Annotated in this window: 10 protein-coding genes; 9 read left to right on the forward strand and 1 reads right to left on the reverse strand. The window is 32.9% G+C overall.

Features of this window, described 5'->3' with window-relative positions:
- The first annotated feature begins 328 nt into the window (after nt 1–328).
- The 9 genes from EKM03_RS05565 (at nt 329) to EKM03_RS05605 (ending at nt 12,669) form a co-directional block, all read left to right on the forward strand.
- On the forward strand, nt 329–757 hold the full coding sequence (locus EKM03_RS05565) for a hypothetical protein (RefSeq protein ID WP_126462434.1): 429 nt from the start codon (nt 329–331) through the stop codon (nt 755–757).
- Nucleotides 758–795: 38 nt separating this feature from the next.
- Complete coding sequence (locus EKM03_RS05570) at nt 796–1,011, forward strand: hypothetical protein (protein WP_126554179.1); 216 nt, start codon at nt 796–798, stop codon at nt 1,009–1,011.
- A 71-nt stretch (nt 1,012–1,082) separates the two neighbouring features.
- Nucleotides 1,083–1,766, forward strand: coding sequence for a HupE/UreJ family protein (locus EKM03_RS05575; RefSeq protein WP_126739995.1), 684 nt, complete (start codon nt 1,083–1,085; stop codon nt 1,764–1,766).
- Between the two features lie 10 nt (nt 1,767–1,776).
- On the forward strand, nt 1,777–2,400 hold the full coding sequence (locus EKM03_RS05580) for a hypothetical protein (RefSeq protein WP_126554183.1): 624 nt from the start codon (nt 1,777–1,779) through the stop codon (nt 2,398–2,400).
- A gap of 29 nt (nt 2,401–2,429) precedes the next feature.
- On the forward strand, nt 2,430–6,770 hold the full coding sequence (locus tag EKM03_RS05585; RefSeq protein ID WP_126739996.1) for a CusA/CzcA family heavy metal efflux RND transporter: 4,341 nt from the start codon (nt 2,430–2,432) through the stop codon (nt 6,768–6,770).
- A 182-nt stretch (nt 6,771–6,952) separates the two neighbouring features.
- Complete coding sequence (locus EKM03_RS05590) at nt 6,953–8,080, forward strand: efflux RND transporter periplasmic adaptor subunit (protein WP_126739997.1); 1,128 nt, start codon at nt 6,953–6,955, stop codon at nt 8,078–8,080.
- Nucleotides 8,081–8,253: 173 nt separating this feature from the next.
- Nucleotides 8,254–8,931, forward strand: coding sequence for a response regulator transcription factor (locus EKM03_RS05595; protein ID WP_126739998.1), 678 nt, complete (start codon nt 8,254–8,256; stop codon nt 8,929–8,931).
- Nucleotides 8,924–10,192 (forward strand): HAMP domain-containing sensor histidine kinase, encoded by a 1,269-nt coding sequence (locus tag EKM03_RS05600; RefSeq protein WP_126554190.1) that lies wholly within the window; start codon nt 8,924–8,926, stop codon nt 10,190–10,192. The genes EKM03_RS05595 and EKM03_RS05600 overlap by 8 nt, the downstream gene beginning before the upstream one ends.
- A 65-nt stretch (nt 10,193–10,257) precedes the next feature.
- Nucleotides 10,258–12,669, forward strand: coding sequence for an outer membrane beta-barrel protein (locus EKM03_RS05605; RefSeq protein WP_126739999.1), 2,412 nt, complete (start codon nt 10,258–10,260; stop codon nt 12,667–12,669).
- Nucleotides 12,670–12,815: 146 nt separating this feature from the next.
- On the opposite strand, the gene EKM03_RS05610 is transcribed toward EKM03_RS05605, so the two are convergent.
- Entirely contained in the window at nt 12,816–13,790 is a 975-nt protein-coding gene (locus EKM03_RS05610; RefSeq protein WP_126740000.1) for a hypothetical protein, read from the reverse strand.
- Nucleotides 13,791–14,204: the final 414 nt, after the last annotated feature.

Here is a 14,204-nt window from a genome sequence, read left to right on the forward strand (position 1 = left end):
TACTGTCCCGTTTCCTCCAGAATTTTACAATTCCGATGTTTTTGCATGCATCTGGCTTCCACCCAAATTGAGTTAAATTAATTTTTCAATGCTTAATTAATAATATTGTGAATATTTCTAATTAGGCATTAAAAAGTACTTTGCTATATACTTATAGCGAATGTTTCTTTGTATCAATTTCACTACTATTTTGTATTAAAAAATAAGTTTTTTAGTGAGTTAATGCATCTGAATAACTAGAATCCTTTTTTAGTCGCATACGCTATGAATTGACTTTTTAGTAATGTCGAAGACATGCTCAATTATTCTTAACACTACAACATCAAAAATGAAAACAATTAAATCCATTGCAGTTGCGATACTGATAACTATTGCAGGCACAACAATTTCTAATGCACAAGTAAACGAAAATCAATCCAAAACGCCGCACGGTGGAATAATACAAAATTCAGGCGACTACAAAATTGAAAGGGTCGAAAGAGAAAACAATATTAGTTTTTACGTACTGAATGCGAAAGGAAAAACGGTTTCAAATAAAAAAATTACTGGCTTGGCTGTTTTTGAATTTTTTAATAAAACAAAAGCAACGAATCCAGTTTTTTTAGACACCAACAATGCTTTATTTGTACAAGTTCCTAAAGCAAGCATATATGCTTATTGTACCATCACATTACTTGTCAATGGAAAAACAATCTCTTCCAAATTTAAAAATAGCCAAGTTTCTGAACAAGATATTAATCATGGACACCAACATTAATTTTATTATTCTTTATAAACCCAATTAAAATTACAATTATGAAAAATTTTTTAATCGTAGCGACTATCGCAATCGGAATGTTAACTTCTTGCAACAACAAAGCAAATAACGAAACTGAAAACACTGAAAGTCAATCTACTGAAACAGTAGAACAAGTTCAAGTGATCACAGATTCTACGGATCAAGTAGGTACGGACAGTATTAATCAAGTGGATCAAGATAAAGTTGATGCGGCTCATGGTCACACGCATTAGTATAATTTAACAGGCTGCTTCTCTTGCGAAAATTTCAGGAGAGAAGTAGTTTTTTAAAGAAAAATAAAATTATGAATTCAAAAAAAACAATATTTCTTGTTATACTTTTTTTTATCGGCATCACAGGCGTTTTTGCTCATGGTGTAGATGAAAATACGCAAACTTTTTTGTCAGGAAATGATGGCGTTGCTTTTGGCCCATTTCTCTATATTGGTGCAAAACACATGCTTACGGGTTACGATCATCTGCTTTTTTTAGTTGGTGTTATCTTTTTCCTTTATCGTCCGAAAGAAGTGCTACTTTATGTTAGTTTCTTTACAATTGGTCATAGCGCAACATTATTGTTTGGAGTTATGAGTACTATATCAATTAATTCGTATTTAATTGATGCCATTATCGCACTGTCAATAGTGTATAAAGGTTTTGATAATTTAGGTGGTTTCAAGAAATTTTTCGGAACGCAACCCAATACAAAAGCAGCTGTTTTGATTTTCGGATTATTTCATGGTTTCGGGCTTGCCAGCAAATTGCAAGATTTCAAATTTGAAAAAGAAGGATTGTTTACCAATCTGCTTGGATTCAATATTGGTGTCGAAATAGGTCAGTTCATAGCATTGACTTTTGTGCTAATCTTGATTACTTTATGGCGCAGACATTCCAGCTTTATGAAATTTTCAACAATAACAAATACGCTGCTTATGGCTGCTGGATTTGTATTAATAGGATATCAATTAACGGGTTATTTTACATCTTAAAAATTAAAAAATGTCAGAAATAAATCATCAAATAGTAAATAAAAAACAAATTATCAAAGCAGTTATCTTCGCGTTACTACTTTCTGTACTAATTTTAGTATGCGCAGTTTTACCTGCCGAATATGGAATGGATCCAATAGGAACAGGCAAACTGTTCGGGTTTAGTAAGCTTTATGTACCAGCGGATGCTGATGATGGATTAGCTACAATAACAGGAAAAACATTCCCATTAATTAAAATGGAAAAAGCAGGTTCTGGACCTGAAGTAGAAAGACCAATCGAAGCAAATAATCCTGCACCTGAAAAACAATATGCAGAAAGAGAAGACACGGTTGAAGTAATCGTACCGGCAGGAAAAGGAATTGAATATAAAATTTATATGCTGAAATATGGCAAAATGAAATACGAATGGACGACTAATAAAGGAATTGTTTATTTTGATTTTCACGGGGAAGTAAAACAAGCTAAAGAAACGAATGACGTTTATTTTGAAAGTTACACGCTTGCCTATTCCAATAATATGGTTGGGACTTTTTATGCTCCGTATGAAGGAAAACACGGTTGGTTTTTCAGAAATAATGAAAAGACAGCCATTACAGTTACAATAAAATTAAAAGGTCAGTATTCAATATAAGTAGTGAACATTCCTTAATATAACAAATTATGCTAAATAAAATTATTGAGTTTTCAATCAAAAACAAACTCATTATTGGACTGTTTATTTTAGCTCTCATCGGATATGGGAGTTATCAATTTACCAAATTACCAATTGATGCCGTTCCTGATATTACAGATAATCAAGTCCAGGTAATTACTTCAGCGCCATCACTGGGTGCGACCGATATTGAAAGACTGATTACTTTTCCAATAGAACAAGCCAACAGTAATATTCCTGGACTGAAAGAAATTCGTAGTTTTTCTCGTTTTGGTTTATCAGTGGTTACCATTGTTTTTAACGATGCAACCGATGTGTACTGGGCAAGACAGCAAGTAACAGAACGATTAAGTGCTGTAAAAGACCAAATTCCCACCGGTATTGGAGATCCAGTTCTTGCACCAGTGACAACAGGACTAGGCGAAATTTATCAATATGTTGTACGAACCAAACCCGGTTATGAAAAAAAATACGATATCACGGAGTTAAGAACCATTCAAGATTGGATTGTTCGCCGGCAGTTATTGAGCGTTGAAGGTGTGGCGGAAGTGAGCAGTTTTGGTGGAAAATTGAAACAATTTGAAATAGCCGTTGACCCAAATAAATTGCAATCCTATAATATCACTATTACAGATGTTTTCACTGCTTTAGAAAAAAACAATCAAAATACGGGTGGTGCTTACATTGAAAAAGGGCCTAAAGTTTTATACATCCGCAGTGAGGGATTAATTAATACTATCGAAAACATAAAAGATATTGCTATTAAAAACACTAATAGCGGTAGTCCTTTGTTTATTCGTGATGTAGCTGAAGTTCGCATTGGTAGTGCTATCCGTTACGGAGCAATGACATTTCACAAAAAAGAGGTTCAATCTGGTGAAGTTTCGGGTGCAGTAGTAATGATGTTAAAAGGAGCCAACAGTAATGTGGTTATTAAAAACATTAAGGATCGTATTGCACAAATTGAAAAAACATTACCCGAAGGTGTTATACTGGAACCTTTTCTAGACCGCACCAAAATGGTAAATAATTCTATTTCGACGGTCGAAAAAAATTTATTAGAAGGTGCATTAATAGTTCTCTTTGTTCTTATTTTCTTTTTAGGAAACATACGAGCAGGATTAATTGTGGCGTCAGTTATTCCTTTGGCAATGTTGATAGCGGTCATATTGATGAACATATTTGGGGTGAGCGGTAATTTGATGAGTTTAGGGGCATTAGATTTTGGATTGATTGTAGATGGTGCTGTTATTATTGTTGAAGCGTGTTTGTTTAGTTTGCACAGCAGGAAAACTGCTCAAATTTCACAACAAGAAATGGACAACACCGTACTAAAAACGTCAATAAAAATGCGTAATGTTTCCGTTTTTGGGGAATTGATTATATTGATCGTGTACATTCCCATTTTTACGTTGCGCGGTATCGAAGGGAAAATGTTTTTACCAATGGCACAAACCATTGCATTTGCTCTGTTTGGCGCTTTTATATTGTCATTGACTTATGTTCCGATGATGACCGCTCTATTTTTAAATAAAAATATATCCCACAAAAAAACTTTTTCAGATCGAATGATGGAAAAATTAGAAAATTTTTATCAACCCATTTTGAACAAAGCATTGGGAATTCCAAAAACAATTATTGCTGTAACATTAGGATTGTTTGTTTTAGCGCTGATTACACTTTCGTTTATGGGTGGTGAATTTATGCCCTCGTTAGAAGAAGGAGATTTTGCAGTAGAAACTAGGGTTTTGCCGGGAAGTAATTTGCAAACTTCAATGACAGCTATTTCACAAGGTGCAAAAATATTAATAGAAAAATTTCCCGAAGTGGAGAAAATTGTAGGCAAAACAGGAAGTAGCGAAGTGCCTACCGATCCAATGCCAATTGATGCAAGCGATATGATGATCATTTTAAAGAACAAAAGTGAATGGACTTCTGCCACAACTTTTGACGAATTATCAGCAAAAATGGCCAAGGAATTGGAAGCTGTTCCTGGAGTTTCCTTTGGTTTTCAATATCCGGTTCAAATGCGTTTTAATGAATTGATGACTGGTGCTAGGCAAGATGTGGTCTGTAAAATATTTGGAGAAAACTTAGATACGTTGGCGTTATACGCCAATAAATTAGGTAAAATTGTAAATACAGTTGAAGGAACTTCAGATCTTTATGTAGAAACCGTTACCGGAATGCCACAAGTAGTAATTGACTACAACAGAGCTTCCATTGCACAATACGGATTAAACATTCAGGATATTAATCGAGTTGTAAATACCGCATTTGCAGGACAAAGCACAGGGGTTGTTTATGAAGGTGAAAAACGATTTGATTTAGTAGTTCGCTTAGAAGGTGAAAAACGTCAGGATTTGGCAGATGTTCAAAATTTATTAATTCCAACGGCAACTGGTTTGCAAATTCCTTTATCTCAATTAGCTAAAGTTGAAATTATCGAAGGACCGAATCAAATACAAAGGGAAGATGCCAAACGTAGAATTGTAGTTGGATTTAATGTACGAGGCCGTGATGTACAAAGTATTGTAAAAGAACTGCAAGGTAAAGTCGAAGCTCAAATAAAATTTCCTGCGGGTTACTATCCTACGTATGGCGGTGCTTTTGAAAACTTAAACGAAGCCAAAAATCGTTTGATGATTGCGGTTCCAGTTTCATTACTATTAATATTTATTTTGCTCTATTTTGCGTTCAATTCCGTAAGACAAGGACTGTTGATTTATTCGGCAATTCCACTATCGGCAATTGGAGGTATTTTCTTTTTAGCATTGCGAGGAATGCCGTTTAGTATCAGTGCCGGAGTTGGTTTTATAGCCTTATTTGGTGTAGCGGTTCTGAATGGATTGGTGTTAATTGCAGAATTCAACAGCATTCGAAAATCGGGGGAAACCGATTTAAAAGCGATTGTTTTGCAAGGAACTAGAATACGATTACGCCCCGTTTTAATGACTGCATTTGTAGCATCATTAGGTTTTTTACCCATGGCATTGAGCAATGGTTCTGGTGCAGAAGTACAAAAACCATTGGCAACTGTTGTCATCGGAGGTCTGTTGGTTGCAACATTTTTAACTCTATTTGTTTTACCAATTTTATATATCATGTTTGAAAAAGGAATTAAATTACAACCCAAAAAGATAAAATCAATTACGACTATCCTGGTATTGGGATTGTTCTTTTCTTTTCAAAGTACCAATGCTCAGGAAAGAATTTCAATAGAGCGCGCGATTGAAACAGCTCTTTTAAACAATATTAAAATTAAAAATGAAAAACTGAATTCAGAGTACTTGCAAATAATGGAAAACACAGGTTATGATATTTCCAACACGGGTATTATAGGTGAATATGGTCAGTTTAACAGCATTGTAAATGATGTGAAAATTGGTGTTTCGCAAAGCATAAAATTCCCAACCGTTTATAAAAGACAGAAACAACTTTTAATAGAAGAAGCCAAAAAAGGACAATGGAACGAAGCTTTGCAAAGAAAGCAATTGACCAGACAGGTAACAATCGTGTTTTACGAAATGTTGTATTTAAAAGAAAAGGAAAAGCTGTTGCTAAAAAGCGATAGTATATATTCTGATTTTTTAAGGATCTCAACGCTTCGGTTTGATAAAGGCGAAAGCAATATATTAGAAAAAGCAACCGCTGAAAACCAATCCGGACAAATAAAAATTCAACTTTTGGAATTACAAAGTGATTACAAAATAATTCAATCACAATTCAAGTATTTACTTAATACGGATAAAGACTTTGTCCCAGTTTCAAATAAATTTAAAATGGATTTCATCAAAAATTCAGATACAAATGCTATTAGCAATCAACCCAGTGTGAAATTATTTGAGCAAGAAGTGAATAGCAGTAAAGCAGAAGTTTCACTTGAAAAATCTAAAAAATTACCGGAATTAATTGGTGGTGTTTATTACCAGACTTTCAAAACAAATACTGTATTTCAAGACAGTAATAATGGTGTTTACGGACAATTAGGAGTGGCGCTTCCATTATTTAATACAGCAATAAATAACAGGAAAAAGGCTTTAGAGATAAATACGCAAATAGCCGAAAATAATTTAAATAATGAAAAACTAAAACTGGAAAGCAAGAATCAGGAATTAGTCCAGGAATATAAAAAACACAAAGAAACTATCGCCTATTACGAGAGTCAAGCTTTAAAAAATGTTGATTTAGTAACTAAAGCTGCTAATGATAAATTTATCAATGGTGACATTAATTATATGGAATGGGTAATGCTTATTAATCAAGGTACCGAAATTCAAAGCAGATACATCGAAGCAGTTAAAAAATTAAACACCGCTGTTATTGAAATCAATGCTTTAACTAATTAAAATAGTTTAATTATGAAAGGAGCATGATCGTAATTAGGGTCGCCAGCGCCAATGATGATATGCGAATTACATATGACTGGACTTGCTAACTTTACCCGCATAAAAAGTTAAGAATAAAAACCTTAATTTTAAATTATGAAAAAGAATCGAAAATTCACTAATACCAAAATAAAAATACTATCATGATTAAAAATACAATTATTACAATATTGGCAATAGTATTCCTTTCTTCTTGTGGAAACAAGAAAACGGAAAGCGAAACCGAAGCTAATCCAACTATCGAAAACACGACAACTCTTACCGATGCACAAATAAAAAATGCAGGTATTGAAACTGGAAAAATCACACAAAAACAAATTTCATCTACCTTAAAATTAAATGGTAAAATAGATGTGCCGCCTCAAAGCTTAGTTTCCATTAGTGTTCCAATGGGCGGTTATTTAAAATACACCAAATTGTTAGAAGGAATGCATGTTACCAAAGGGCAGGTTTTGTGCGTTGTAGAAGACCAACAATACATTCAACTGCAGGAAGATTACCTTTTGGCGAAAGCAAAAATTGGGTATGCAAAAGCCGAATTTGAAAGGCAAAAAGAACTCAACCAAAGCAAAGCCAGCAGCGATAAAGTGTATCAACAAGCACAATCAGAATACAACTCACTATTTGTAATGGTGCAATCGTATGGCGAGAAATTAAAATTTGCGGGGATAAATCCGAATAATGTTTCAACAAAAAACATTTCAAAAAGCATCAATGTATACTCGCCAATAAGTGGTTATGTAGCTAAGGTCAATGTAAATATTGGCAAGTATGTAAACCCGAGCGATGTTTTATTCGAGATTGTAAATCCATCGGATATTCATTTGGCCTTAACCGTATTTGAAAAAGACATCAATAAATTGGCTATTGGTCAATCGGTATTGGCTTATACTAATACCAATCCCGAGAAAAAATATCCTTGCCAAATTATTTTGATAGGTAAAGATTTTTCAGAAAACCGCAGCACTGAAATACACTGCCATTTTATAAATTATGATAAAACACTTTTACCGGGCATGTATATGAATGCCGAAATAGAATTAAAAAGTCAGCAATCAAATGTACTGCCATCTGATGCTATTGTAAATTATGAAAACAAGAATTATATTTTTGTTGCCAAACAAAACAAACAATTTGAAATGAAAGAAGTCACAATAGGAGCTACAGAAAATGAATTCACTGAAATTCTTTCAGACGATTTAAAAGACGAAAGAATTGTTATCAAAGGAGCTTATGCACTTTTAATGAAAATGAAAAATGTAGAAGAATAAAAAACATAAATTTACAGTAATGACAGAAAATAATTTTTAAAATCAACCACGCTGTCTGATGTAGCTGCATTAGTTGTCAGAATTTTATAAGTGAATAACTCAGTTAAATTTAGAAAAAACAATTTAATACCTAAATTCAAATTTCATTCAAAATTGAATTGTTAATTTGCAATATGAAAATTCTAATCATCGAAGACGAAATCGATATTGCGAACAGCATGAAAAGTTATCTAAAAACAAATGATATTCATTGCGAAACCGCAAGCACGTATCAAACGGCTTTAGACAAAATTATTATGTATGATTATGATTGTATTTTAGTAGATCTAATGCTTCCGGGTGGTGATGGATTTAGCATTTTGAAGAAATTGAAAATACTAAACAAATCAGAGGGGATTATTATAATTTCGGCTAAAGAAACGTTAGAGACCAAAATCGAGGGATTCAATCTTGGCGCAGATGATTATTTGACGAAACCCTTTCATCTTTCAGAGTTGTTGGTCAGAATTCAGGCCTTGGTTAGAAGAAAAAAATACGACGGAAACAATAAAATTGAATTCAATGAAATAGAAATTGATACTTTAGCAAAATCGGTAAAAATTGGAGAGAAGAAAATAGAATGCACCAAGAAAGAAATTGATTTATTATTGTTTTTAATTGGAAATAAAAACAAGGTTTTGTCTAAAAGTGCCATAGCTGAACACCTTTCAGGTGATATGGCGGACATGCTGGACAATCATGATTTTGTTTATGCCCACATCAAGAATTTGAAAAAAAAGCTAAACGATGCCGGAAGCAATGATTACATAAAATCAGTTTACGGAATTGGTTACAAATGGAACAATGAATAAAAAATTATTACATACTACTCTAAAATATTATGTTTTATTTTCTTTAATAGTGATGCTTTCAGCAGCGCCATTATTCTTTTATATAACTCAATTACTGTATCTACATGAAACAGATGAAGCCTTGCTACTTCAAAAAGAGGAATTCGAGTTATTGTATGCGCCGCAATTACAAGACAAGGATGTTGCAGTTTGGAATAAATGGAATAGGGATATAAAAATAGAGAAAGTTCAGAAAATAATTTCTAGAGACACACTATTCAGCAATAGTTATTATAATAATTTGGATAAAGAAAACGAACCCTATCGGGTGCTCAATGCTCCAGTTACAATTAATAATAAACACTACCTTTTTTCTGCCAGAATAAACCTAGTTGACAATAAGGATTTTATTGTCAGTATTTTAATGGTGTTTACCATCATTATTTTAATTCTTTTATTTGGATTATTTATCATTACTAAAAGGCTATCTCTTAGGCTTTGGAAACCATTTTATGACACTCTCGAGCAAATTGAGAAATTTGAAATCGATAAAAGTTCCCATCCAAAATTAGTTGTAAATACTATTGAGGAATTCAATCGACTCAATCAGGCAATAAATAAATTGATTGAAAAAAACACACGCATTTATAAAAGCCAAAAAGAATTTATTGAGAACGCGGCACACGAATTGCAAACACCAATTGCTATTTTTAAAGGAAAATTGGAAACATTATTGCAAAGAGACGATGTGTCGGAAGAACAATTTGAAATACTGGATAAATTAAATGATACAACAACAAGGCTAAACCGATTAAATAAAAACCTGTTGCTTTTATCAAAAATAGAAAACAAACAATATAACATTCCTGAAGAGGTTCTTTTGAATGAGGTTATCACAAATCAATTAGATTTTTTTATAGAACAGGCATTAGCAAAAAATATTAAGATAAATACTGCTTTAGAATCGAATACATTTGTTAAAACGAATCTGTTTTTATCTGAAGTTTTGATCAGTAATTTGTTTCTGAATGCAATTAATCATAATGTTGCTAATGGAAGCATCAATGTTGTATTGCATAAGAATGCTTTAGTTTTTTCCAATACGGGTATATTAAAATCGCTCGAAACAGATAAATTATTTGAACGTTTTTCTAAAGTAAATCCATCCTCGAAAGGGAACGGTTTGGGTTTATCAATAATTAATAAAATTGTAGAGAACAACAATTGGGAAGTTATTTATAGTTACAAAGATAAGTTACACATTTTCGAAATTCAATTCTAAAATTCAATATTTCTTCAAACTCTAATCGCAATTTTGTCGTTTAAATAAAGAATAAAAATTAAGATATGCCAATAAAAACAATATTATTAGTATCATTTCTAATACTATCAATTTCAGATTTATTAGGACAAAACAAAGCGGTCACACTATCCGGAATTACAAAAGATAAAACATCAAAAGAGACTTTGCTTTATGTAAATGTACTCTTGAAAAACACAAAGGATAACGTTTTGATTACGGGAACTGTTACCAATGAAGAGGGTAGGTTTTCATTTTCGAATGTAGTTCCTGGAAATTACTTTCTAGAGTTTACACTTGATGGATACAAAACAAAAAACCAACCTATTTATGTAGGTTCACTTTCTGAATTTCTAGATGAGGGAAGCATTGAATTGGAAGATAATGCTACTATTTTAAATGAAGTTGTGGTCGTTTCAAAGGAAGAACTTATTAATCAGAAAATGGACAAAAAAACCTTCTCTGTGGCAGATAATATCAGTCAGAGTGGTGGTTCTGTTTTACAAACAATGCAAAATTTGCCTGGTGTTTCCGTGCAAGACGGGAAAGTACAAATTAGAGGCAATGATAAAGTCACCGTTTTAATTGACGGAAAACAAACCGCATTAACAGGGTTTGGAAACCAATCGGGCTTAGATAATATACCCGCATCTGCGATAGAAAAAATTGAAATCATTAACAATCCTTCTGCAAAATACGATGCCAACGGAAACGCTGGAATTATCAATATTATTTACAAGAAAAACAAAAAAGAGGGATTCAACGGAAAAGTGGGTTTTACCTCTGGATTGGGTGCGCTGTGGGAAAGAAAAGAAAATTTACCAACTATTCGTCCGCAATACTCATTAACACCAAAAATTAATCCGACGTTATCACTTAATTATCGTAAAAACAAAATCAATGCTTTTTTTCAGGGTGATTATCTTTATACAGAAACACTCAATAAAAATGAGTTTGTAACGCGAACCTACACTGATGGAACTATTATTAATCAACAAACCAAAAGAAATCGGAATACGCACTTTACTACTTTAAAAACTGGAATTGACTGGAATATTAATGACCGAAATTCATTAACCGTTTCTGGTCTGTTTGGAACCGAAAAAATCATTGACAATGGAGATCAGCCCTTTTTTAATGAAAATTATTCGGAACGATTGCGACTGTGGCAATTTTTGGAAGATGAATTAAAAACCACCGCTATGGCTACTGCGGCATACCAGCACAAGTTTAAAGAAGCAGGACGGTTATTAAATATTGGTTTAAATTATACTTTTCACAGAGAGGATGAAAAATATTTTTTTGACAATATTCTGCCAACCTACACCGGAAAAGATGCTTTCAAATTGTTATCAGAGGAGAAAGTAGCCGACTTTAATATTGATTATATCAAACCCTTAAAATACGGAAGATTTGAAACCGGTTTTAAATTCAGAAAAAGGGATATTCCAACTAATATGCAGTTCTTTCCCGGCGCAAATTCTCCCATAGATAGCGGTGCTGGCGGTCAAGCAACTTACAAAGAAATTATTCCGGCCGTGTACGGAAATTATATTTTTGAAAACAATAAAATTGAGGCAGAACTGGGTTTGCGAGTAGAATATGTCGATTTGCAATACAATATCAATCCAGATCATAATACCTATAAAAGTGACGGGTACAACTATACCCAACCTTTTCCAAATGTGCGATTGGCATACAAAATTGATGACAGCAATAGAATATCAGTATTTTACAATCGTAGAGTAGACAGGCCAAATGAAGTCGATATTAGAATATTTCCAAAATACGATGATGCAGAAATAATAAAGGTTGGGAATCCTGCACTTCGTCCGCAGTTCACCAATTTGTTAGAACTAGGTTATAAAACGAACTTAAAAAAAGGATATTTCTATTCGGCCGTGTACCACCGTTTTGCAAATGCTACCATTACTCGAATAGCATCGACAGTTCCAGACAGCAATTTAATCTATGCTATTTTCCAAAATGCAAATAAAAGTTTCAATACAGGGATTGAAATGATCTTTTCACAAGAGATTGCAAAATGGTACTCGTTTAACTTCAACTTAATTGCGTATCACAATCAAATTAATGCTTTTGCTGTTGAAAATAAATATCCAATTCCCAATACTTTTTCGGCAGAGAAGCAAGGCATCTTTTCTGGAAATATTAAATGGAACAATATCTTGCACTTATCCAAAAAAGTGGATGCTCAAGTAACCGCTATATATTTGGCGCCAGATATTATTCCGCAAGGAAAAATTGCTTCTCGATTTTCAATTGATTTAGGGATTAAAAAATCAGTCCAAAATGGCAAAGGTGAATTCTTTCTAAATGCAACCGACATTTTAAATACATTAGTAATCAGGAAACAAATTCAAGGTCTGAATTTTAATTATAACAGCACTGACTATAATGAAACACAGGTAGTTCGATTAGGTTATAATTATAAATTTTAACTCAAATAAAAAAATTACCGGAAATCCCGATTGTATTTTAGATAATGAGAATTTGTGCAACTACTTTAGAGAAACAGCTGAAAACTTACTTTTAATGGCATTAAATATTGGTTATGCGTTGGCAACTAATTTTTGCTGTTAAGCCGTTAAAATGGTAAGTCAATAGATTCTGGATTAATAAAATCTTTGGTATACGGATTTTCAAGAAAGCTAAGTGGCGGCATTTGAAATTTAAGAATATCCTCTTTTTCAATACCGTAAACCTGCCAATAATTGGATAGCAATTGGGCATATATATCCTCATCCCAAAATCCGAAATGAGGTTGCTTACCAGCCGTTTCAACTTTTATAGCAATCCCATTGTCTTGGTTTTCAATTTTGTATTCAGGTTTGTACTGTAATATATAATCTGAATAATGAAACCTAGCGTACAACTCTTCAAACTGGATGGGATGTAAAACATGACCTTCCATTTTATCGAGGATCTCTTTTTGCTTCTCCCCAATTACCCCGTTATCTTGTAAACATGCAATAAAACCAAATTCATTGACTCCAAATGAGAACATTAAATTAACTGCATCGTTGCGATAGCTAAAAATATCGGCAGAATATTTAAGTGGAAATACGGCGATGCTCCATGGTTTTTTTCCAACGAAGGAAATCGGTTCTATTAAGGATTGTAGCATTAAATGGAAGTAACCAAAGCGTTTCCTGAGAGTGACGGAAAGCTCAAAATCTTCACCTTGCCTTAGCAGCCTGTCTCTTTCATAAAGCATTTCGTAGTATAGCATACCATAGACCATTCTGCCTGTCCATTGAAAAAGCAACTCTTGATCGAGTGACGCCATGCCTTCAAAACCTTTTTTATACGCAGCCTCAACTTTTACATCCAGCTCCTCAAAAGCTGTTTTCACTTCGGAAGAACACGGTAATTTAAGATCTGAATAATTATAAGATTTGGTTTTATCCATCATCTCAATTCTTTCATTACCTAATTTAAAATGATCCATCAGCCATACTGGAAAAACGGTCATGTTTTCATTTGTCAAAGCTCCTGAAAGGAAGCAAAAATGTTCGTCAAAATTTAAATCCTTAAAAGGATTAAAAAGCGTATGTGTCATCAATATTCAGAAATATTAAGTTTTAATTTTTTTCCAAATGTAGCCATAAATTATTATTTTCTTTGCCTAATTTATTATAGAATGAAAAATCTCAAATTTTGGACAGTACCGTAAAACCTTCGTTTAAATGCAGGTTTTAACAATGTTGATTATTACGACCCAGAGTTTTCAGTCCAGCTTTTCCTAAAATAGGTAAGGCTGCAATATATCCATTTTGAAATCCAAATCACACTCCTTCATATATTTTTTGTTTATACCAAAAAACGGTTGAATGTTCAAATAAAGTAGCTATTCTTATGTTACCTAAAAACCTAATAAACTCATATTTATAGTCATGTAATATATTATTATACTTTTTAGTATAAATTAATTTATACTTTTTAGTACATAATAAATAACTTCGTTTATCTTTGC

It is taken from the genome of Flavobacterium sp. GSP6, assembly GCF_003984855.1.
GTDB lineage: Bacteria > Bacteroidota > Bacteroidia > Flavobacteriales > Flavobacteriaceae > Flavobacterium.